Source organism: Paenibacillus sp. NPDC058898, from assembly GCF_049316025.1.
In the GTDB taxonomy this organism is placed as follows: Bacteria; Bacillota; Bacilli; order Paenibacillales; family Paenibacillaceae; genus Paenibacillus_AQ.
This window is the reverse complement of sequence record NZ_JBMOSM010000005.1, coordinates 61,126-83,907: the sequence shown is the minus strand read 5'-3', so window position 1 is coordinate 83,907 and position 22,782 is coordinate 61,126. Positions and strand designations below refer to the sequence as shown.

At 52.4% G+C, this 22,782-nt stretch carries 19 protein-coding genes; 15 read left to right on the top strand and 4 right to left on the bottom strand.

The genetic code is table 11. The features are described from left to right. Positions 1 to 4: 4 nt before the first annotated feature. From argJ to argH, 6 genes are all read left to right on the top strand, one after another. Positions 5 to 1,231 (top strand): bifunctional glutamate N-acetyltransferase/amino-acid acetyltransferase ArgJ, encoded by a 1,227-nt coding sequence (argJ, locus tag ACOZB4_RS15290; protein WP_379414379.1) that lies wholly within the window; start codon positions 5 to 7, stop codon positions 1,229 to 1,231. Positions 1,232 to 1,262: 31 nt separating this feature from the next. Beyond that, a complete protein-coding gene (gene argB, locus ACOZB4_RS15285; RefSeq protein ID WP_379414378.1) occupies positions 1,263 to 2,099 on the top strand; it encodes an acetylglutamate kinase in 837 nt (278 codons plus the stop codon). A 254-nt stretch (positions 2,100 to 2,353) separates the two neighbouring features. After that, on the top strand, positions 2,354 to 3,574 hold the full coding sequence (locus ACOZB4_RS15280) for an acetylornithine transaminase (protein ID WP_379414377.1): 1,221 nt from the start codon (positions 2,354 to 2,356) through the stop codon (positions 3,572 to 3,574). Positions 3,575 to 3,632: 58 nt separating this feature from the next. Continuing rightward, positions 3,633 to 4,589, top strand: a complete 957-nt coding sequence (argF, locus tag ACOZB4_RS15275; protein WP_379414376.1) for an ornithine carbamoyltransferase — start codon at positions 3,633 to 3,635, stop codon at positions 4,587 to 4,589. 105 nt (positions 4,590 to 4,694) lie between these two features. Beyond that, positions 4,695 to 5,927 (top strand): argininosuccinate synthase, encoded by a 1,233-nt coding sequence (locus tag ACOZB4_RS15270; RefSeq protein WP_076324035.1) that lies wholly within the window; start codon positions 4,695 to 4,697, stop codon positions 5,925 to 5,927. Between the two features lie 130 nt (positions 5,928 to 6,057). Beyond that, a complete protein-coding gene (argH, locus tag ACOZB4_RS15265; protein ID WP_379414375.1) occupies positions 6,058 to 7,473 on the top strand; it encodes an argininosuccinate lyase in 1,416 nt (471 codons plus the stop codon). 139 nt (positions 7,474 to 7,612) lie between these two features. Here argH and ACOZB4_RS15260 read toward each other — a convergent pair whose 3' ends face one another. Further along, positions 7,613 to 8,386: an alpha/beta hydrolase gene (locus ACOZB4_RS15260; protein WP_379414374.1), complete on the bottom strand. Its 774-nt coding sequence runs from the start codon at positions 8,384 to 8,386 to the stop codon at positions 7,613 to 7,615. 327 nt (positions 8,387 to 8,713) lie between these two features. Here ACOZB4_RS15260 and ACOZB4_RS15255 point away from each other — a divergent pair, with 327 nt between their 5' ends. Continuing rightward, positions 8,714 to 9,442, top strand: a complete 729-nt coding sequence (locus ACOZB4_RS15255; protein ID WP_379414373.1) for a polymer-forming cytoskeletal protein — start codon at positions 8,714 to 8,716, stop codon at positions 9,440 to 9,442. A gap of 185 nt (positions 9,443 to 9,627) precedes the next feature. Here ACOZB4_RS15255 and ACOZB4_RS15250 read toward each other — a convergent pair whose 3' ends face one another. Beyond that, the gene (locus tag ACOZB4_RS15250; RefSeq protein ID WP_379414372.1) at positions 9,628 to 11,064 is read right to left on the bottom strand and encodes a VanW family protein; all 1,437 of its coding nucleotides are present in this window, start codon (positions 11,062 to 11,064) and stop codon (positions 9,628 to 9,630) included. A gap of 206 nt (positions 11,065 to 11,270) precedes the next feature. Between ACOZB4_RS15250 and ftsE the strand changes: the two genes are divergently transcribed. The 5 genes from ftsE (at position 11,271) to ACOZB4_RS15225 (ending at position 17,166) form a co-directional block, all read left to right on the top strand. Further along, entirely contained in the window at positions 11,271 to 11,957 is a 687-nt protein-coding gene (gene ftsE, locus ACOZB4_RS15245; protein WP_076324040.1) for a cell division ATP-binding protein FtsE, read from the top strand. Beyond that, a complete protein-coding gene (ftsX, locus tag ACOZB4_RS15240) occupies positions 11,947 to 12,855 on the top strand; it encodes a permease-like cell division protein FtsX (protein WP_076324041.1) in 909 nt (302 codons plus the stop codon). Before ftsE ends, ftsX begins: the two co-directional genes overlap by 11 nt. 27 nt (positions 12,856 to 12,882) lie before the next feature. Then, positions 12,883 to 14,151 (top strand): murein hydrolase activator EnvC family protein, encoded by a 1,269-nt coding sequence (locus ACOZB4_RS15235; RefSeq protein ID WP_339268424.1) that lies wholly within the window; start codon positions 12,883 to 12,885, stop codon positions 14,149 to 14,151. A 129-nt stretch (positions 14,152 to 14,280) separates the two neighbouring features. Next, positions 14,281 to 15,750 (top strand): S41 family peptidase, encoded by a 1,470-nt coding sequence (locus ACOZB4_RS15230; protein WP_379414402.1) that lies wholly within the window; start codon positions 14,281 to 14,283, stop codon positions 15,748 to 15,750. A gap of 93 nt (positions 15,751 to 15,843) precedes the next feature. Next, positions 15,844 to 17,166: a PDZ domain-containing protein gene (locus ACOZB4_RS15225; protein WP_379414371.1), complete on the top strand. Its 1,323-nt coding sequence runs from the start codon at positions 15,844 to 15,846 to the stop codon at positions 17,164 to 17,166. Positions 17,167 to 17,243: 77 nt separating this feature from the next. Here the strand turns inward: ACOZB4_RS15225 and ACOZB4_RS15220 are convergent, their stop codons facing one another. Further along, positions 17,244 to 17,894 (bottom strand): response regulator, encoded by a 651-nt coding sequence (locus tag ACOZB4_RS15220; protein ID WP_379414370.1) that lies wholly within the window; start codon positions 17,892 to 17,894, stop codon positions 17,244 to 17,246. A 53-nt stretch (positions 17,895 to 17,947) separates the two neighbouring features. Then, complete coding sequence (locus ACOZB4_RS15215; RefSeq protein WP_379414369.1) at positions 17,948 to 19,108, bottom strand: sensor histidine kinase; 1,161 nt, start codon at positions 19,106 to 19,108, stop codon at positions 17,948 to 17,950. Positions 19,109 to 19,297: 189 nt separating this feature from the next. Between ACOZB4_RS15215 and ACOZB4_RS15210 the strand changes: the two genes are divergently transcribed. The 3 genes from ACOZB4_RS15210 to ACOZB4_RS15200 are packed head-to-tail and all read left to right on the top strand — an operon-like array spanning position 19,298 to position 22,631. After that, the gene (locus ACOZB4_RS15210; protein ID WP_379414401.1) at positions 19,298 to 20,245 is read left to right on the top strand and encodes an ABC transporter ATP-binding protein; all 948 of its coding nucleotides are present in this window, start codon (positions 19,298 to 19,300) and stop codon (positions 20,243 to 20,245) included. Between the two features lie 48 nt (positions 20,246 to 20,293). Beyond that, entirely contained in the window at positions 20,294 to 21,475 is a 1,182-nt protein-coding gene (locus ACOZB4_RS15205) for an ABC transporter permease (protein ID WP_379414368.1), read from the top strand. Then, positions 21,468 to 22,631: an ABC transporter permease gene (locus tag ACOZB4_RS15200; protein ID WP_379414367.1), complete on the top strand. Its 1,164-nt coding sequence runs from the start codon at positions 21,468 to 21,470 to the stop codon at positions 22,629 to 22,631. Before ACOZB4_RS15205 ends, ACOZB4_RS15200 begins: the two co-directional genes overlap by 8 nt. Positions 22,632 to 22,782 lie beyond the last annotated feature (151 nt).

Below are 22,782 nucleotides of genomic sequence, written 5' to 3'. Positions count from 1 at the left end.
AGACATGGGAGAGAATATGTTTGCGATTATTGATGGGGGCAGCATCATAACGCCGCAAGGCTTTAAAGCTGCTGGACTCCACTGTGGACTTAAGAAGACCGACCGTAACGATCTGGGCGTCATCGTATGTGACGTGCCTGCTGTGGCGGCTGCTGTATATACGACAAACCTCATTCAAGCGGCACCACTGAAGGTGACGCGTGAAAGCCTGCAGGACGGCAAGCTTCGCGCGATCGTCGTCAATAGCGGGAATGCCAATGCCTGTACAGGTAAGCAGGGCGAAGAGGATGCTTATACGATGCGAGCTAGCACGGCTGCGCAATTCGGTCTGGAAGAGAACGATGTGGCTGTCGCCTCAACGGGAGTCATCGGGGAACTGCTGAAGATGGACCGCGTTTCCTCGGGTATCACCGGCCTGCCTGCACAACTCAGCGGCGGAAGCGAAGGGGCTGAGAACTTCAGCCAGGCGATTTTGACAACCGATCTCTTGAAAAAGGAAGCCTGCGTCACCGTACAAGTTAACGGTACGAAGGTGACTATCGCCGGAACGGCGAAGGGGTCGGGGATGATTCATCCGAACATGGCGACCATGCTCGGATTCATGACGACGGATGCGGTCATTGGTCAGGAAGCGCTGCAGCTGCTGCTGCGCCAAACGACTAACCTGACCTTTAATATGATTACGGTGGATGGGGATACAAGCACCAACGATATGCTGGTTGCGATGGCCAGCGGCCTGGCAGGACATGACGTGCTATCGCCGGAGCATCCGGATTGGGATGCATTTGCAGCCGGATTCCATTATGTGTGCCAGCAGCTGGCGAAGGCGATTGCACGTGACGGAGAGGGAGCTTCCCGCCTGATCGAAGTTCGCGTGAACGGCGCCGAAAGCGACGATGACGCGCAAGCCATCGCCAAGACAATCATTGGTTCCAGCCTGGTCAAATCTGCGGTGTTCGGCGCAGATGCTAACTGGGGACGCATTATTGCGGCTGTCGGCCGTGCGGGCCGTCCGGTCAATCCGGAGACGGTGGATATTGCCATCGGTCCAATTTCGGTGCTGGAGCAGTCAAGGCCCGTTGCTTTTGACGAGGATGCGGCTCTGGTTTACCTCCAGGGTGATACCGTGGATATTGACGTGAAGCTGCATATCGGAAATGGCTCGGCTACGGCCTGGGGCTGTGATTTAACTTATGACTATGTCCGCATTAATGCAGCTTATCGTACGTAGATAAATATTCAGTAGGACGGAGGAGACGGATATGAAGAGCACGATCGATCAAAAGGATACGTTGCCGGTTAAAACATCAGGGGCAGATACGTTTGTCATGAAATGTGGCGGCAGCACGCTCGCTGCGCTTCCTGACAGCTTCTTCGAGGATTTGAAGGATCTGCAGCAAAAGGGAGTTAACCCCGTTATCGTTCATGGCGGCGGACCTGCAATCTCCAGCAATCTGGAGAAACTCGGCATTGAGACCGAGTTTGTGAACGGGCTGCGCAAGACGACGGAGGATGTGCTGGACGTCGTGGAGATGGTCCTTGCGGGCACCATCAATAAACAGATCGTAAGGCGGATTCAAAGCGTGGGCGGCTCTGCCATCGGCTTATCCGGCTCGGACGGCGGGCTGATCGAGGCCAAACCGGTAACGAACCATGCCGAAGTTGGCTGGGTCGGCGATGTGACATTTGTGAAATCGTCGATTCTGAGCGGCGTGCTGGAAATGGGCTATATGCCTGTGGTTGCACCGATCGGGGTTGATCCATCCGGTCAGCGCTACAACATTAATGCCGATACGGCGGCTGGTGCCGTTGCCTCCCATCTGGGGGTACACCGGATGATCGTTGTCACCGACGTACCCGGGATCATGAAGGGAGCAGGCGGCGAGAAGCGGGTGCTTCCGACCGTGACGGTGCAGGAGATTGAGGACATGATCGGAACAGGCGAAATCTACGGCGGCATGATACCGAAGGTCAGAGCGGCCATCAGCTGCATTCACGGCAAAGTGAGCGAGGTTGTCATCGTGGACGGAAGCGAGCCGAATGTACTGAGCCGAGTGCTGGGTGGAGAAGTGCTGGGAACGCGCATCGTGCGGATGTAGATTGAGATTTGAGATTGTACGAATACAGCGGCTTCAACGGAGAAGGCGGAATCATTCCGGAGAAGCGAAGCGGGCCCCTTTGTCCACGGAATTTATCCTAGTTTATATCATTCAATAAAATTCTGTGGGCAACAGGGATCGGAGGAATGATCCGAATTCGCAGTGCTGGTTAACTTAAATGGATGCTCTTATCGGGAGATGTTCCAATCGTGAAACACGAAGCAATGCCATATGCAAAGGAGTGTGTGAAGGTCATGGGAAAAGAAACAGCAGCAGGCGGTGTTAAAGCAGCGAATGAAAGCTCATTGTTCCAAACGTATGCCAGATATCCAATCGCCCTGGTCAAAGGGGAAGGCAGCTGGTTATGGGACGATCAAGGCAACAAATATCTTGATTTCATGGCGGGTCTGGCCGTAACGAATCTCGGCCATGCTCCGGTAAAGGTGAAAGAGAAGCTGAAGGCCCAACTGGATGAATTGTGGCATGTCTCGAACCTGTTCCACATTCCCGGTCAGGAAAAAGCAGCTGAGCTGCTGACAGCGAACACATGCGCAGATGCGGTTTTCTTCTGCAACAGTGGAGCGGAAGCGAACGAAGCGGCCATTAAGCTGGCGCGCCGCTACCATCAGAAGGTGAAGGGAACGGGAAGGTACGAGGTCATTACGTTTACGCAGTCCTTCCATGGACGGACGTTGGCTACGCTAACGGCAACCGGCCAGGATAAGGTAAAGGAAGGCTTCCTTCCGCTTCCGGCAGGCTTCAAAAGCGTTCCGCTGCATGACCTACCGGCACTGGAAGCGGCCATTAACGACAACACCGCCGCCATCATGATCGAAATGGTGCAGGCTGAAGGCGGCGTGCATCCGGTGGAGCCGGAGTTCCTGCAAGCCGTCACCGGGCTGTGCAAGAAGCACGGACTGCTGCTAATCGTCGACGAGGTGCAGACGGGCATGGGCCGGACCGGCAAGCTGTTTGCGCACGAACATTACGGCATCGAGCCGGACATTTTCACCGTGGCCAAAGGGCTCGGTTCCGGGTTCCCGGTTGGCGCGATGCTGGGCAAAGCTTACTTGCGTGAAGCTTTCACGGCAGGAAGCCATGCGACGACGTTTGGCGGCACGCCGATTGCCAGCGCCGTCATCCAGGCTACCATCGAGACGATGCTGGAGGACAACGTGCCGCAGCGTGCGGCCGAAGCCGGAGAATATTTGATGACGAAGCTGAATGAGAGCCTGGGCAGTCATCCTTTTGTAAAGGGAATCCGGGGGAAAGGCCTGCTGATCGGCATCGAATGCGTTGAACCGGTTGGCGAGCTGGTGCTGAAAGGACAGAGCCGCGGGCTGCTGTTCGTAACGGCAGGACCGAATGTGATCCGGCTGCTTCCGAATCTGTACGTCACAAAACAAGAGATCGACCAGGCGGTATCGATTGTTACGGAACTTATACATGAGCATACGGCGGTTAGCCAAGCATAGAAGAATCGTGCAGCAGCATTTTGGACAATAACAGCATGGTTAAGGAGGACTGAAGGATATGGCCGCAAGCGGACAAGTGAAGGAATTGAGCCTGAAAGGGCGGGATATGATCGAGCTGGACGAATACTCAACGGAAGAGATTCAGTTCTTGCTCGATTCGGCAATTGAGATTAAGCGCAAGCAGAAGAACGGCGAAGTCTATCAGCCGCTGAAGGGCAAGACGATTGGTTTGATTTTTGAGAAGTCGTCCACGCGGACGCGGGTGTCGTTCGAGGCTGGCATGTTCCAGCTGGGCGGACATGCACTCTTTTTAAGCAAAAACGATATTCAGCTCGGACGCGGCGAGCCGATCAGCGATACGGCGCAGGTGATGTCCCGTTATCTGGACGGCTTGATGATCCGTACTTTCGGGCACGACAACGTGGTCAACCTGGCGAAATATGCCTCCATTCCGGTTATCAACGGCCTGAGCGACATGGCGCATCCATGTCAGGTACTGGCTGATTTGCAGACCGTGCTGGAGCACAAAGGCAAGCTAAAAGGCCTCAAAATGGCCTTTATCGGCGATGGCAACAATATGGCGCACTCACTCCTCATTGGCGGAGCCAAGATGGGCATGCATGTGGCTGTGGCCAGTCCCAAGGGCTATGAGGCGGATGCCAGCATCGTGAAGCTGAGCGAGGAGATCGCGGCACAAACCGGTGGCAAAATCACGATCACGCAAGACTCGATCGAAGCTGCGAAGGATGCGGATGTGATCTATACGGACGTATGGGCAAGCATGGGCTTTGAAGAGGAGCAGGCACAGCGGGAAGCTGCGTTTGCGGATTATCAAGTGAATGAGGAGCTTGTGAAAGCGGCGAAGCCGGATTACTTGTTCCTGCATTGTCTTCCGGCCCATCGGGGTGAAGAAGTTAGCGAAGGTGTGATCGACGGTGCGAACTCTGTCATTTTTGATCAGGCTGAGAACCGTCTTCATGCCCAGAAGGCTTTGATGGTTGCTTTGATGGCATAAAGCCTTTAATACAGAGCGATATTCTCTATGAAAATGCGTCAATGGACGTTATCTTTAGTATAATGAACGACAGAGTTGTTAGTAACAAAGAGAGGGAGTTTAACCATGGCAAAACAAAAAATCGTACTGGCGTATTCCGGTGGGCTGGATACGTCCGTTATTCTGAAGTGGCTGAAAGAAACCTACGATGCGGAGATCATTGCTTTCACGGCCGATATCGGCCAGAAGGAAGAGCTGGACGGACTTGAGGAAAAAGCGCTGGCGACCGGCGCCTCCAAAGTATACATCGATGATCTTCGTGACGAATTCGCGACTGATTTCATCTATCCGATGTTCCAGGCGGGTGCTATGTACGAAGGGCAGTACCTGCTCGGGACCAGTATCGCGCGTCCATTGATTGCTAAACGCATGGTGGATATCGCACGTGCGGAAGGCGCGACGGCGATTGCGCACGGCGCTACGGGTAAAGGGAACGATCAGGTTCGTTTTGAGCTGGGCGTAGCCGGTTTGGCACCTGACATTGAAGTGATCGCGCCTTGGCGCATCGAGGAGTTCCGCAACTCCTTCCCGGGACGCGCAGAGATGATCGCATACGCGGAAGCGCACGGCATTCCGGTAACGGCATCGGCAGCCAAATCCTACTCCATGGACCGCAATCTGCTCCATATCAGTTATGAGAGCGGTGTGCTGGAAGATCCTTGGTTCGATGCAAGTGCAGAGGATAGCAAGGATATGTACCTGCTCAGCGTATCGCCTGAGGATGCACCAGACGAGGCGGAATACCTCGAGCTTACGTTTGAGCAAGGGAATGTCGTTGCGCTGAACGGCGAATCGATGAGTCCGCTGCAAGTAATGGAGAAGCTCAACGAGCTGGGTGGCAAACACGGCATCGGTCGCGTGGATATGGTAGAGAACCGTTTCGTTGGTATGAAGAGCCGCGGTGTCTACGAGACGCCAGGCGGAACCATCCTGTTCACCGCTCATCGCAAAATGGAATCCATCACGATGGACCGTGAAGTGATGAACCTGCGCGACAGCCTGATTACCCGTTACAGCACCTTGGTTTATAACGGTTTCTGGTTTGCGCCGGAGCGTCTGGCACTGCAAGCGCTGGTAACGGAGAGCCAAAAGAACGTATCCGGTACGGTGCGCGTGAAGCTGTACAAAGGCAACATTATCGGCGCAGGTGTGAAGAGTCCGGTCAGTCTGTACAACCCGGATATCGCCACGATGGAAGCCGATCCGACGCAAGCTTATGATCAGGGCGATGCGACCGGCTTTATCCGCTTGAATGCACTGCGTTTGAAAGTGGCAACCGGCGTGAACCAGAATCAATAAGTTTACAATAATGAACAGGCTGAAGGCCGTTTCATGCTAGGGAGCTCCGCTGATTCTCGCGTAACCGGGATGAATGGGACTTCTTAAGCGGGAAGCGGCCCTCTGCCTTAAACAGAGAGGGGCAAGTGTTGTGAGCAAGTTATGGGGCGGACGCTTTACGAAGCAGACCAACGCATTGGTAGAGGAATATACGGCATCCATCGGTTTTGACAAGCAGCTGGCCGAAGAGGATATCCAGGGAAGCCTTGCGCATGTGTCTATGCTGGGCAAATGCGGCATCGTGCCGGCCGAAGACGTGGAGACGATCAAGGCTGGCTTGAACAAGGTGTTGGAGCGCATCCGTGAGGGCAGCATCGAGTTCTCCGTATCGGATGAGGATATTCATATGAACATCGAGAAGAATCTGATTGAGGAAATCGGACCTGTCGGCGGCAAGCTCCACACAGGCCGCAGCCGTAACGATCAAGTGGCTACGGACATGCATCTGTACTTGCGTAACCGCGTGGTGGCGCTGACCGGCATGCTGCATGAGCTGCAAACCGCATTGATCGTACAAGCCAAGGATAACCTGGATACGATTATTCCAGGGTATACGCATCTGCAGCGTGCACAGCCGATTCTGTTCGCACATCATCTGATGGCTTACGTGTCCATGTTTCAGCGGGATATCGACCGTCTGATCGACAGCTATAAGCGTATTAACGTGTTGCCGCTCGGGGCAGGCGCGCTTGCGGGTACAACGTTCCCGATCGACCGCCATTTCGTGGCAGAGCAGCTTGGGTTTGATAGTGTTTACGAGAACAGTCTGGATGCGGTCAGCGACCGCGACTTTATCCTGGAATTCCTCTCGGATGCTTCCATCATCATGATGCACTTGTCTCGCTTAAGCGAGGAGCTGGTGCTCTGGAGCAGCACGGAGTTCAACTTCATCGAGCTGGACGATGCGTTCTGCACAGGCAGCAGCATTATGCCGCAGAAGAAGAACCCGGATGTGCCAGAGCTTGTCCGCGGCAAAACCGGACGGGTTTACGGCAACCTGATGGGTCTGCTGACCGTGCTGAAGTCGCTTCCGCTTGCTTATAACAAGGACATGCAGGAAGATAAAGAGGGCATGTTCGATACGGTGGCTACGCTGGAAGGCGCATTGCAGCTGTTCGCGCCGATGATCGCCACGATGAAGGTCAACAAAGGCCGCATGCGCGAAGCGGTGAACACTGACTTCTCGAATGCAACGGACATTGCGGACTTCCTGGTCGGCAAAGGGCTTCCTTTCCGCCAGGCGCACGAAGTGATCGGCAAGACTGTATTGTACTGCATTCAGAACAATAAGTATCTGCTGGACCTGACGCTGGACGAGTTCAAGCAGTTCTCGGAGCTGTTCGACGACTCCATCTATGGCGTGCTTCAACCGGAGACGGTGGTCAATGCGCGTAACGTATATGGCGGTACGGCAACCGAACAAGTGAAGGCGGCTATTGATCGCAGCGTGCAGACCCTTCAGACCACGGAAGAATGGTTGGGTCTCCGCCAAGGGAATGTTGAGTAAAGGCATATTACGGTAGAAAAAATAGAGGTGGATCGGCAAACGATAAGTTTGCTGATCCACCCTTTTTTATGATATCAGAAATGAACCTCATAGAACCGAAAACGAACTGCTGGCATGTCATGGTGTGTCTATAGGTTTATCAGGCCTTCAGTGGAAGCCACTTTAGCACATCTTGAATGCGGGTATCCCAATATCCCCAGTCATGATCGCCCGGGCCTTCCTGATAGGTGAGATTGAGAGAGGTTTCTTCGCAGGCTTTGCGGAACACTTGATTGTCTTCATAGAGAAAGTCTTCGGTTCCGCAGCATTGATACAGCAGCGGCTTAGGCCCCTCCGATCGTTCGACTTGCTGAAGCAGCCACAACAGATCGTTGTCGGTATCGGAAATGTCTCGATCTCCGTAGACTAATCGATGTTCAAATAAGGCCTCATTCCTCCGGATATGACCCGCCATATCGAGCGCGCCCGACAAACTAGCAGCCGCGGAAAAGGTTTCCCGGCAGCGGAACGCCAGCTTGAATGCTCCGTATCCGCCCATGGACAAGCCGGCGACAAAGTTATCTTCCCTCGCGTGGGATAACGGGAAGAAGGAACGGGCAATGGCCGGCAGCTCCTGACTGATGAAGGTCCAGTATTTGCCGCCGTATTCCATGTCGGTATAGAAGCTGCGGTGAACTTGCGGCATCACGACGGCAATGCCCATCTCGGCCACATAGCGTTCGATGGAGGTTCTGCGCAGCCAGATGGAATCGTCGTCGGACAGGCCGTGCAGTAGGAAGAGCGTCGGATGCAGACCGCTTTTGGCATGATTGGTCATACCGATCTGCGAAGAGGTTTGCTGAGGGAGAATGACGGTCATGGACGTGCTGAGACCGAGTACCTCCGAGTAAAAGCGACATTGCATAAGAGCCATGATGATGTATCCCCTTTCACTTTAATAAATGAGAGATCAATGACGAGCCTATTTGAATCATATCACAATCAATCTCCCTTGCTCCAAGCAAATCCGAACCATCATTTGCAGGAAAAGACGAGGAAAGTGCCTGAGAACGCCTCGGTCTTGGGACCGAGGTGAAGTTCAGCCATCGGGCTGTTCTATGAATAGCGGGGGTGTGGTATCTTAGAGGGAGATTATGACTCCACCTGGTGGAGGACGGACATTTATTGTAGAAATAACTGTTGTGATGAAGAAGTTAAGATATAGATAGTGATTACTTTGTAAATCTGGAGGAGGATACTCATGATACCACATGACGACAAGCTGTCCGATTTGAAGATTACGGGAACCGGAAGTTCAAGCGGCGGCCAATACGATAAGGTGCGCATTGACGGTGCCGGGCAGGTGAATGGAGATCTGGATTGCCGAGAATTAATAGGCAATGGAACGATGAGTGTTAGTGGCGCCGTCGCTGCCCGTACGATTCGCGTGAACGGTTCGGGAACCATTAAGGGGGCTGTGGAGTCTGAGGAGATGCATGTAGCCGGCAGCCTGAGTTTGAAGGATGGATTGCGCAGCCGCTCCATCTTTATCGGGGGGCATTGCAGCATTCACGGAGATTCCGAATCGAAGAAGCTTGAGGTCACCGGAAACCTGAGAAGCCGTGGTGACGTGCGGAGTGAATCAGCCACGTTTCAAGGGGGGTTTAAGATCGATGGCCGCCTGCATGTTGGAACAGCGGATATCCGAGTATTGGGCCGCTGCCTTGCACAGGAAATCGTTGGAGACCGGATAACGGTCCGCAAAAAAGGGAAGCGGCTCTGGGAAATGCTGTCCTTGCCTTTACGGGGAACACGGCTGGAGGCTCGCATTATTGAGGGCGATGTCCTTGATCTCGAGTATGTTGAAGCCGATATCGTCCGCGGTAACCGGGTGATCCTAGGCAAAGGGTGCGAGATTCGGCAAGTGGAGTACAGAGATGAACTGTCACAGCATCCGGAAGCCGAGGTCAGAGCATCTCGGCGGTTTTAAGGGTAACAACGATGCCCTTCCGGATGGGACATCTGAATGCCGAGCTGATTGAAGGCGAGGATATCCGTCTGGTGAATACGAGAGCTGCTATAAAGTCGATACATTACATTGAAATAACGGCAAGGCAAACAGCCCGGATTCGCGGTTCTATCGCGAATCCGGGCTGTTCCATGTTGTCTTCAGGTTTACGGGGCACTGATACCGTCCTCAACCACTTCCTCTTTCGGGGTATCATTCGCTTCAGGCAGTTGGACATCGTTCGTCGGATTAATGGCAACGATGCTGTTCTGGGGGCGGTAGGTATCCTTGGATATTTTGACGTTCTCCACAACTTTGCCGTTTACTTTCTTGGCTCGGTAGGTTTCAACCACATAGCCTGGCTTCCCGTTCTGAACCACCTGCTTGAGTCCTGGCGGCAGCGAGTTATTGTGAATGACCTTCTCTGGTGATGGCAAGGTTTCAACGGTCGTGGACACAAGCTCATATTCCGTATTTTCCGGGAAGGTGCCAAACATCTTTAGTGTTAAATTACCGTGCGATACCTCCGATAAAATAAGCAGATGCTTGCCTGTATTGTTCCGGAAGCGAAAATTTATCGCCCCCTCGGCAAAAGTGGCATCCTGCCCCTTGGGCAGGTAGCTGACCGGAAGGGAATGATTGCGCCGTTCGGTGATTTCTAGCCCGATGAGCAGAGCGGCATGGTAGACCGTGCTAGATACCTGGCAGATCCCGCCGCCGATCCCGGGAACCAGCTTGCCGTTCACGATAACGGGAGCTTCTTCAAAGCCGTACTCCTTCTTCGCGGTATCAATAATATGAGCATAATTGAATTCATCGCCGGGCTTCAGAATCATGCCGTCTACGGCTTTGGCAGCGGCAGTCACGTTATGAACGCGTCCAGGCCCGCTGGATCCGAGACTGGTAGAGAATTCGACGATTTTGCGCTCAATCCCCTCATCCTGCAGAGATTTTACGGTAACGGGGGGCTTTTGACGGATGAGAGGCAGCTGAACTGTAAAGATCTCATCCAATTTCGGCTCGGTGAAGTGAGACTCATTCGGAAGCACAGCGCTGAACCCTTCATAGAATGTCGGCCAATCGATGCGGTATGCCGTTTTCTCCGGGGTGTACCGGACAACGTCATCTTCGGATATACTCCGCACGGCATTGACGGGTTCGCCAAAGCGTTCCTTTTGCCAGTCTTCGCTCAACCGCTCTTTTAACACATTGCGATCCCAGTCCGTGGATATATGCCACTCCAGCTGAAAGTTACGCCGGTAAAGAACCTGATCCCATAATGATCCTTCAGACAACCTGGCGATAGCTTCCCGAAAATCGGCTGCGCTGAATTGAACTCCGGCTTCCCGGAGAGTGAAGCTTTCCGTGTGCCCTTTCAGAGCGTCCGATTGCAGCTCCACCTTCAATGCTGTCATCGCCTGCAGCCGTTGATCCAGCTCTGACAGCACCTCGTCTGCGGGTGTACCGCCTACCTGCCAACCGGAGAGAACGACCCCCTTCGGGAGTTCCTTTTGGTTCACGTACATCGTCAATAGACCGAAGCCGACGGAGAGGAGAAGACCGAAACTGATGACAATGATGAGACCAAGATGAATTTTTTTCATTCGAACCACCTTCTTAACTTCGTATTGGCTGCAGTTCATGCACTTTTTCATGTATATGTCACGGTGGGCTTAAACTTTCGGGTACTCAAAAGGTAACAAATTTGTTACAATAGACGATGTCGTGAGGATTTTTCATGGATTTTAAAGGAATTCGATGGAAACTGTCGAAAAGTATAATGGCTAATTAAGGATTGGGAAGTGATGAAGTGATCGAAATGCAGGACGTATGGAAGACTTATCCGAACGGCGCTCATGCGCTTCAAGGAGTTTCCGTCAAAATCAATCGAAATGAATTCGTCTATGTTGTCGGACCGTCAGGTGCTGGTAAATCGACGTTTATGAAACTTATCTATAGAGAAGAAGTGCCTACTAAGGGGCAAATTTCTGTTAACGGATTTAATATCGGTAAGCTGAAGCAGCGCAAAATCCCCTATGTTCGCCGAAATATCGGGGTGATTTTTCAGGACTATCGTCTGCTGCCCAAGCTGACTGCTTACGAAAATGTAGCTTTTGCCATGGAGGTTATTGAAGCGCCGCAGCGTCTCATCAAGAGACGGGTCATGGAGGTGCTGGAGCTTGTGGGCCTGAGAGCCAAGGCGAACCGCGAACCTTCCCAACTCTCCGGCGGTGAGCAGCAGCGGATCGCAATCGCCAGAGCGATTGTGAATAACCCCTCCGTCATTATTGCGGACGAGCCTACAGGTAACCTGGATCCGGAAACCTCGTGGGGCATTATGCAGCTGCTGGATGAAATCAATTTCAGGGGAACCACCATCGTAATGGCTACCCACAACAGGGATATCGTGAACACCATGCGTAAACGCGTTCTTGCGATTGAGCATGGACAGATCGTCCGTGACCAGCAGAGAGGAGATTACGGGTATGAATTTTAGAACCTTCTTGCGGCACTTGCGGGAAGGGGCGAAGAGCGTTTTCCGGAATGGATGGATGTCGGTCGCATCGGTTACTTCCATCGTAGTGTCTTTGTTTATACTGGGCGTTTTCATGCTATTAGTCATGAATGTTAACGCTTTAGCCGATAAAGCAGATAGCAATGTGCAAATCAATACGTACTTAAATCTTAATGTGGATAAGAAGCTGCGCGAAACCATCAAGAGTGAAATCGAGGCAATGCCGGAGGTCGGCGGCATCAAGTTCGTGTCCAAGGAAGAGGGCATGAAGGAGCTTGAGGAAAGCCTGGGCTCCGAATGGGTGGAAGGCTTCAGCGAGGCGGACCAGAATCCGCTTCCTGATGCATTCGAGGTTTCCGTTATTGAACCGACCACGGTCGGTTTTGTTGCCGACAAGATTACCGCTCTGAACCAGAAGTATACGGAGGAGCCGATCCTGCGAGTCAAGTATGGGGAAGGCACGGTCGAAACTCTGTTCAAGATTACGAAGACGGTGCGGAATATCGGCTTTATTTTCGTAGCGGGACTCGGTTTGATGTCTATGTTCCTGATCTCGAACACCATTCGGGTTACTATTTTGGCCCGTCGCCGCGAGATCGGCATTATGAAGCTTGTCGGCGCGACCAACAACTTCATTCGCTGGCCGTTTTTCGTGGAAGGTGCCATGATCGGCCTGATGGGCTCCATTGTGACGGTCACGCTGTTGTTTGTAGGCTACAATCGTCTGTACGCTGCGTCGCAAACCGATCTGACGCTGGCAAAGAGCTTAATCCCGCTGGGAGATTTGTGGCTGCAGCTCGGCATCATTATCGTTGGGCTGGGCATGGTCATTGGCATCTGGGGCAGCACCATGTCGATACGTAAATTTTTGAAAGTATAAAACAAGGTAAAGGATGGGGAGCGAAACTTGAAGAAAATCGCCGCAGGAGTAGCAGCCTTATTACTGGCCACTGTTATGATCCAACCGACCGTCGGACAAGCCGAGAAGAAGACTTCAGCCGATGTAGATCGAGAGCTGAGCGTGCTTCAGGAGCAGGTCAAGAAAGCACGGGCACAGAAGAACAAAGCAGCGGAAAATAAACAAGAAGCTCAGCATTACAAGAAAAAAACAACGAAGAATTTGAAATATGTGATGGAGCAGATCAGCATCGTCAGCAATGAATTGACCAAAATCTCCATGAAGATCGAGGAGACAGAGGATCTGCTGAGAAAAACGACCAAAGAACTTGAAGCGGCGGAGGAGCGTATCGCCTCCCGTGAGAAGCTGTTGGAATCCCGGATTCGCCTCATCTATATGGATGGGCAAGTATCTTATCTGGATGTGCTGCTCTCCTCGACCAGCTTCAGCGATTTTATTGAGCGTGCGGATTCCTTGAAGACGATCGTTAACCAGGACCAGGATTTGCTGGTGGAGCATAAGCAGGACAAGCTGCTGGTCATCGACAAGAAGAAGGAGCTTGAAGGACAGTATGCAACCGCCAAGGACCTGTATGGCCAAATGGAGGACCGCAAGAGTATCCTGAACGAGAAGGAACAGGAGAAGCGCGTACTACTGGCCCAGTATGATCAGGATATCGAGGATGCGGAAATCTTGACCGAAGAGCAGGATAAAATGTTGGTTGCCCTGGCAAGCAAACGTTCGGATCTGCAGAAGGAAAAGAATAAGCTTGCGGCTGAGGAAGCTGCCCGTAAAGCAGCGGCTGCCAAAGCGGCTGCGGCGAAAAGAGCCAAGGCGACCACCCTCGGTGGAAGTAAAGGTGGCGGCGGATACACAGGTAACGGCGGACCATTCGCGATCCCAGTTTCCGGTGCCAGACTTTCATCGGGTTATGGGCCTCGAGTTCATCCGGTAACGGGCCAGGCTGGCAAGATGCATACAGGCCAGGATTTCGCGGTACCACAGGGGACTGAGATCCGGGCAGCTGAGAGCGGCACGGTCATATTGGCCGAGTGGTGGAGCGGTTACGGAAACTGTGTTATTGTTGATCATGGGGGCGGCGTATGGACCTTGTATGGACATATCCGCAATGGCGGCATTAAAGTCAGCGAAGGCGACAAGGTGTCCAGAGGGCAGAAGATTGCCGAAGTGGGTTCCACGGGTCAGAGCACAGGACCGCATCTTCATTTTGAGGTTCGGATCAATGGATCGCCGGTCAATCCTTCGCCTTATCTGTAACAAACTTTTAGGACTTATACCATATAACCTTCAGACCGCTGTATAAATATTCCCGGCAAGCCAATCATATACTAGGTGGACGGGATTCCCCATGTGTAGCAGTTGAAACGTACAAAGGCGGTGAAGTACTTGCTGAAAAAACGAACGGCTGTCTTTCTGGTCATAGCTGCCATGCTGTGCGGCGTGCTGTTAACGATGGCTTTGACCCAGCTGCCCGCTCCTAGTCAGACCGGAGACGGTGAGGGGCTGCTGGCCAGTATAGCAAACAGGAATGGACTGGAGCAGTCTGAAGCGAAAAAACTGGGGACAGCGATTGACCTCATCGAAAGCAATTATTACAAGGATATCGATCGGTCGAAACTGATCGACGGCGCCATCAACGGGATGATGGAAGCGCTGGAAGATCCATATTCCAACTATATGGGAAAAGAAACGGCAGCCCAGTTTGAAGAGAGCATTGAGGGCTCCTTCTCAGGGATTGGTGCGGAGGTATCCTCTGTAGATGGCAGTGTCGTTGTTGTATCCCCGATCAAGGGATCTCCTGCGGATAAAGCCGGGATTCGGGCAAAGGATACCATCCTCTCAGTTAATGGGGAATCTTTGCAGGGTCTGGAGTTGAACGCGGCAGTCAACAAGATTCGCGGTCCGAAAGGTTCCAAGGCCGTCCTTCAGATTAAGCGTGCAGGCTCTGAGCAGCCTGTCGAGTATGTTATCGTTCGTGATGACGTCGATCTGGAAACCGTGTCGGCACGGATGGAGAAGGGCGGAATCGGTGTTATTGAGATCTCCCAATTCTCGCTGAATACAGGCGAACGCTTTAAGGAAGAACTCAAGAAACTGGAAAGCCAAGGCATGAAGGGACTGCTGATCGACGTCCGGAACAATCCAGGCGGTGTGCTGTCCGTTGTCATTGACATTGCAGAGCAGTTCGTACCTAAAGGCGAATTGATCGTTCAGGTAGAGGATAAGGATAAGAAGCGAGAGAAGCATCCTTCGGGCGGTGAGGCGAAATCCTATCCGATAACGGTGCTGATGAACAAGGGTAGCGCCAGCGCTTCCGAAATTTTGGCGGGCGCACTGCAACAATCGGCAGGAGCTACCTTGATGGGTGAGCATTCCTTCGGAAAAGGTACCGTGCAAACGAGCTTTGATAAGCAGTTTGGCGATGGAAGCCTGCTGAAAGTAACGATTGCCAAGTGGTTGACGCCAAACGGTACCTGGATCCATGAGAAGGGAATTGAGCCGGATATTCAGGTGTCACAGCCAGAATACTTTACCGTTGCACCGATCGATAAGAAGAAAACTTATACGTACGACACGAATAGCACGGATGTGAAGAATGCACAGATCATGCTTGAAGCGGTTGGTTATAAGATCGGGCGTACGGATGGCTATTTCGACCGGAATACAGAGAAGGCGATCAAGAGTTTCCAGAGCAAGCACAAGCTGAAAGCGGACGGTATCCTTAACGGCGCTACAGCCGAAGCATTGGAAGCCGCATTGATTGAGAAGATTCAGGATCCGAAAGAGGATAATCAAATGAATCGCGGAATTGCCGAGGTCCGGAAGGAAATCGCCGCCAAGGCGTCGAACAAGTAAGAAGGCTGAACGTTAGCCTTCTTTTTTTCTTTTAAGATATCTGGAAGTATAAATTTCGAAGCATCTTGAAGCTGAAAGGAGCGTGGCAAGCTGTTGGAGACATTGAAACAACTGCTGATGTATGGGATAGATGCAGGCATACAACTGCTGACGCAGCCCTTTTATTATATTTCGATTTTGTTTGTCATGCTGTTCTACCGAAGGCAGGTGTTGGTGGAGCGTAAGTTGTTCCATGTGAAGCTGCATTCCTGGGGATTGCAGACTTGGCGAACGTTTCTGGGCGGGCTGCTGGCAGGAATCGGCGTGTCCATCGTAGTAGCCTTCCTGGGAATATCCTTAAGCCTGGAAGCCATCATATGCATATGGGTGACTTCCCTGATCCTGATGCTGTTTCATATCCGGTACTTATGCTTTGCCTATTCCATCGGTCTTCTCGGGATCATTCAGTTTGGATTAGGCTGGTTTCCGAATTGGCAGCCGGATGGCTGGGTCAGTCACATAACGACAACGATCCATGGATTGGACATTCCTGCGCTGCTGGCTTTATCCGCCGTTCTGCATTTTGCAGAAGCCTTGCTTGTCAGGATACAGGGTTCGGGTTTTGCTACACCGCTGTTTCTTGAGGGTAAGCGTGGCAAGCTCGTTGGCGGTTATCACATGCAGAGCTTCTGGCCCTTGCCCTTGTTCTTGCTTGTTCCGGCGGTAAGCGGAGGCAGCGTGCTGCCATGGACGCCGTTCTTCGGTGGTGATGCCTGGAGTACAGGCTTTACCATGATGGCACTCCCGGTCGTGATTGGCTTCGGGGAAATGACGCAGAGCATGCTCCCGCAGGAGAAGGCAAGCATCACATCGAAGCGGCTCATATTTTACGGAGCCATTGTGCTGGCATTGAGCCTGTTGGCCGAGTGGTGGACACCACTCACGATCGTGGCTGCATTAGCGGCATTACTGCTGCATGAGGGCTTGGTGTGGTACAGCCGTTATGAAGAACAGCAGCGCAGTCCGATCTTTGTGCATCCGATTCGTGGACTACGCGTTCTCGCAGTGCTTCCGAATAGTCCGGCAAGCGAAATTGGCATTCTGGCAGGAGAGACGATCCTGAAGGTGAACGGTAAACTGATTCACAGTAAGGAACAGCTGCATAGCGCGCTTCGTCAGAATTCGGCCTTCTGTAAGCTGGAGGTACAGAACCATCAAGGGGAGAGTAAATTCCTGCAGCGTGCAATCTACGCGGGGGATCATCATCAATTGGGAGCTATCGTTGCCCCCGACCCGAGGGATGGCATAGCGGTCGGGTTGAAGCCGGTAAGCTTGATCACCCTGCTGGCGAATAAACTTCATATTCGCAGCAAGCGGGGTTCTTCCGGTAGTAAGACGACCGGCGGCTCCGAAGAAGCCGGATTCCATTCATCATGATACTGAAAGCGGGCTTTTGTCCTATATGGACAAGGGCCCGCTTTTTTTGTATAAGCTATGAAATTTTTTGAATGGAGTTAACCCTGCATCTTTTTAAGATAAAAAATGGCGATTTGCGTCCGGTCCCGAAGATTCAGCTTCCCCAGGATTTCGGTGACATAGTTTTTGACGGTGCCTTCGCTTAAGTAAAGCTGTCCGGCAATTTCCTTATTGGACAAGCCGTCCGCAATAAGGACGACGACTTTCTTCTCGGCCGGGGTCAGGCCGAATTGTTCCAGCTCAGCAGCTTTAGGGACGGGCTGCGCCGTTGGACGAAGCATGCCAGTCAGCTTGCGGGCGATATCGGGATGAATCAGCATGTTACCGTCATGCACCGTTTTGATTCCCTGGATGATGCGGTCCGGCGGAATGTTCTTCAGCAGATAACCGCTAGCCCCGTTCCCCAGAGCCTCCACGATATAATCATCATCATCGAAGGTAGTCAGCATAAGCACTCGCACATCCGAATGTCGTTCACGAATCCGCCGCGTTCCTTCCACGCCGTCACATACCGGCATCCGAATGTCCATCAGCACAACATCGACAGGAAGTCCCTCCTCCAACAAAGCCAGCGCTTCCTCGCCGTGCTCCGCGACAGCCGATACTTCGATATCCGGGTCCATCCCTACCAGTAATTTCAAGCTTTCCCGAATGAACGGGTCATCATCTACAATTAAAACGGATATCATGGATGGCCACGACCTTTTCTATAAAATAAGATACTGCGTCTTGTCTTGTTAAATTACATAATCTCACGCTTCTGGTAGACAGGCAGCCGGGTGATGACAGTAAAAGGTACGGTTCTCCGTACCTCAAGCGTCCCACCCACCACTTGGGTTCGTTCGAGCATGCTGCTCATTCCGATACCCTGACGGTCTGGTGCAGCTTCGTGGCCAGCCGGCTCCTGGACGGTGCCATCGTTGGAAACCTCCATCCGGACGTCCTGATCTCCGTAATGCAGGATGATTTGGATTCGTTTAGCCTCGCCATGGCGGATGGCGTTCGTGATAGCTTCACGGGCATTTTTGTACAGCACCACCTGTTGACTGGGATAGAGCGGATAGGGGATGCCCTGCAATATAAGGTCGGTCTCGATCCCGGTCTCCCGGCCGGTCTCTTCCAGGAGCCGATCCAGGGAATAGTCGTCCGTAATCCGCCGGACCGGGTTCATTTGTTTTACGGCCGATCGCATCTGCTCCATGCTCTCTCCCAGCTGGTCACGGATTTGATGGAGCATATCCATGCCGCGGCCGGAATCTTGAGGCACGATATGGAGAGCTGCTTCCATCATCATTTTTATGCGAATCAGGCGGTGGCCGATATCGTCATGCAGCTGGCGGGAGATGCGGTTACGCTCCTCGGCCTGCGCTGCGCTCTCTACCTGATGGGCAAATTGCAGCAATTGTCTGCCTGCTTCATCCTGTTGGAAATGCAGCCTTTTCAGCTCGTCGTATAACTGAATATGATCCACTTGCTTCTGATGCATTTCATGGATGTGGTTGAACGTTACTGCCATGAACAGAAACAGAAGATTGGCTGTCGTCAGCAGCAGGGCATCGTAATCGGTTATGGCCATGTTGAGCAACAGAAGGTGACCGAGCGCCAGACATAGCCTGCCTGGCCGCTGCAATAAGGGCAAATAGACGCATAGGGTGGAGATGGACAGGAACACCATCATGAAGCCGTATTGATGGCATAGCCACAGAGATAGTGGAATTTCCAGCAGAGCGGCTGCCTTCAGATAAGCAGGCGATGGCAAAAAGCGGCTTAGCACCGTAATCGCCAGAAACAGCAATATGTACACCATATATTCCCCGTAATCATCGAGCTGCTGCAAAAAGATGTCTGCGGCGGCCGGAAGAAGAATTAATCCATACCTTAGATAGGTGAGTGGGGATGTCACGTGCGATCAGACCCTTTTCCATAGTGAAATCAAAACGTTCAAACGATTGGCTTCATTATATCACAAGGATGTTTTTGGTAAGGAGATGACTTTCGTCACCCTATAAGGTGACTTCTTCTACCTTAATAATTCGGATATTCCAGGTAGAATGAAATCAACAAATGGTTACGAGAGATATGAGAAATGGAGATGGTGAATATGGCGGTCTTTCTGCAGATGAAGGATGTCGTGAAAAGATATGGAAACAAGCTGTCGGTGGATCATATGAACCTGGAAGTGAACGAAGGGGAAATCTTTGGACTTCTAGGACCGAACGGGGCCGGCAAAAGCACGTCTATCAGTATGATCTGTGGCCTTCTTTCCAAGGATCAGGGCAGCATTAAGGTGGACGGTATCTCGATTGATGAGCAACCGCTGGAAGTGAAGCGGAGAATCGGGTTGGTGCCGCAGGATCTGGCTCTGTACGAAGAGATGTCGGCTTGGGATAATGTCGTTTTTTTTGCAAAATTGTACGGGCTGCGAGGCCACCAGTTGAAGGAACGGGTGCAAGAGGCGCTGGAGTTTGTCGGCTTGCAGGATCGGGCGAAGGAAAAGCCGTCCACCTTCTCCGGAGGGATGAAACGAAGGCTGAATATTGCATGCTCGATCACGCACCGTCCGAAGCTGATCATTATGGATGAGCCTACGGTAGGGATTGATCCGCAGTCCCGAAATCATATCCTGGAATCCGTGAAGACGTTGAACCGCATGGGATCTACCGTAATTTATACGAGTCATTATATGGAGGAAGTTGCTGCGATCAGTGATCGGGTGGCGATTATGGATCAAGGTCATGTTATCGCCTGCGGGACGCAGCAGGAGCTTCGGGCACGCCTGGCGCATGAGGAAAAAATCATACTTACGGCTGATGGGATCACACCGGAATTGGTGGAGGAGTTGACCATTCACCCGCGCGTTCGACGCGTCACGCAGAATGATAACCAGATTGAGGTCTATGTACCGTCGGCTCAGGATGAGCTGCAGGATATTCTGTTCATCTGCAGTAAACAGCATACGACGCTTCGCTCCCTGGAGTGCGAGGAACCGGGGCTTGAAACGCTGTTTCTCAGTCTGACCGGGCGGACGCTGCGTGATTGATCATAAGGGACATGTGCAGAGGAATTCATGAAGGAGGAATACCCGAAGATGAATACGATGATTATTGCCTGGTTTGAGCTAAAGCGGATGGCTACCAGCCGATCGGTGCTGATTAACCAGTTTTTGCTGCCGCTCCTCCTTATTTTTATATTGGGAAATGCACTCTCGGGTTGGTTTGGCAACGATCAGGAGTTTAAACAGCCATCGGTCAGAGTGGGATTTGTAGTGAATGCTGTGGACGGAGGCCAGCTGCCGGGGAGTGTTCAGGCTCTAACCGGCTCACCGGAGATACAGGACATTCTGGTTCAAGAGATGGCATCCAGCCGTGAAGAGGTTGAAGGAAAGCTGCGCAGGGGCGAGGTGGATTATGCGGTGATAATTCCCGCTTCCTTTGATGAACGAATGGGCCAGGGAGCGGACGTGAAGCTTGAATTGTTGCCCGGAAGAGACCGTAATCTCAACCTGGTAGCAGACACCATCTTCAAGACCTTTATCGCGGATGTCAATCACAAACAGGCGGAGGTTATCGTTATGGGCGGAGATAAAGTTCTTGCGGCTCAAACGGCAGCACCTGTTGAAACCTCGTCCGGACCGAACGTAACGATCGGGAAACTAAGCGAGAAAGGAGCCACGTATTCAGCAGCCCAATATTACGCAGCCTCCATGCTGATCATGTTTCTTTTGTATTCCGGTCAGATGGCAAGCAGCAGTCTGCTGGGAGAGCGGGAAAGCCGGACCCTGTATCGCCTGCAAAGCGCACCGGTCACACCCGGAACTGTATTTGCCGGTAAGATTATCGGCTGCAGTCTGATTACGCTTGTACAGGCAGCAGCCATTGTGCTGGGTTCCATGTGGCTGTACGGCGTGAAATGGGGGCCTCACCCTTTGCTGCTCATCATGGTCTGCGTTTTAATCACGCTATCGTCCATGACCATTGCCACGTTTATAACCCTAGTCTCCTCAACGGCGGCAGGAGCCAGGGGGCTGATGCAGGCGATCATTATCGCCATGACATTTGTCAGCGGGGGATTCATGCCGCTTCCCGTGGAATTTTTCCAAAAGATCGCTTCCTTCACCGTCAATCATTGGGCCATGCAGAGCATGCTGCGGATGATGCTGAACAGCGACGTGCAATTGATTCTCACTTGTCTGGGTATGCTAGCGGCTATTACCGCGGCCCTGTCGGCTGCAGCTATGATTACGTACAGAAAGGTGGGATACCATGCATAGCTTAACCATAGCCTGGCATATGGTAAGACGCACACTGGGGCGCAAAAGAGGCTGGATCGTCTTCCTGCTGGTTCCTTGCGTGGTTGTTACCTTGACGGTGTTTTTCTTGGGGCAGACCTCGGCTGCGAGCATTCTAGTCTCTTATGTGAATGAGGATGAGGGCCCGGCAGGCCAGTATCTGATGAACGAGCTGGAGCGCAGCGGCCAATACGTACTCAAGGAGTTCGAATCCGAGAACATGTTGAGAGAAGACCTGGTGGAGAATAAAAGCATGGTAGGCGTTTATATACCGGAGGGCTTCAGCGACGGATTGATTGAAGGACAGTGGCCGACGGTTCAGGTATATGAGGCTTCAACTTCGGAAGCTTCGGTGATGATACGAATGACGGCGGACTCTGCGGTTACGCGTCTGAGCGGCACGGCTGCTTTGATTCGGGAAACCTCGGAGCCGGCTGTTGACCGCATGTTGATGCTGCAAGAAGTGCTCAAGCAATCCGCGCTGAATCGGGTGAATACTGAGGTCACGGATTTGAATCTGTACGCCAAGCCGGGACTCTCGAACGTAACAGGCTTTACCCTGATGTTCATGATGACCCTCATCTCCAGCGTTGTGTCGATGATGATCGATGACCGCAGACAGCGAACGCTGTCTCGCATGTACACTGCACCGGTGCGTGCCTATCAGATCGCTTTAGGTAATTTTCTGGGCAGCTTGGTGGTCGGCTCGTTGCAGGTGATCATCGTGCTCGCGCTCAGCCGGTATGTGCTCCGTTACGATTACGGAATTCCGTTACTGCTGCATTTCCTTATTCTGATGGCCTTTATGATGGTATCGTTAGGGCTGGCAAGTACGGTTGCTGGGTTGATCCGGAACGGGCAAAATGCGGCTATGATCAATTCCATGATCGTCACGCCGACCTGCATGCTGGGCGGGTGTTTCTGGCCGCTCGCTATCATGCCGGAATTCATGCAGAAGATCGCCAACTTCATACCACAAAAATGGGCCATTGAGGCGGTGGAGATCGTGGCTACAGGCGGCACGTTATCCGATATCGCACTGCCGCTAGCCATCCTCAGTCTGATGGCGGTCATTCTGCTGGCCGTCGGTTCCGCTGTCCTGCGGCCAAGCGAGCGCGGGGCAGGGCAAGGCGCTTAGCTTAACAAGTATGTTGGAAACCTAATATCTCTCAGGAACGTTGTTAGTAATCGAATCATTTTTTTAAAACGAAAGCGCCCGGTCAGATCTGAATGCATGGATTCAGTCTACCGGGCGCTTATTTCATATTGGCGACGATGGGGTGGCATTT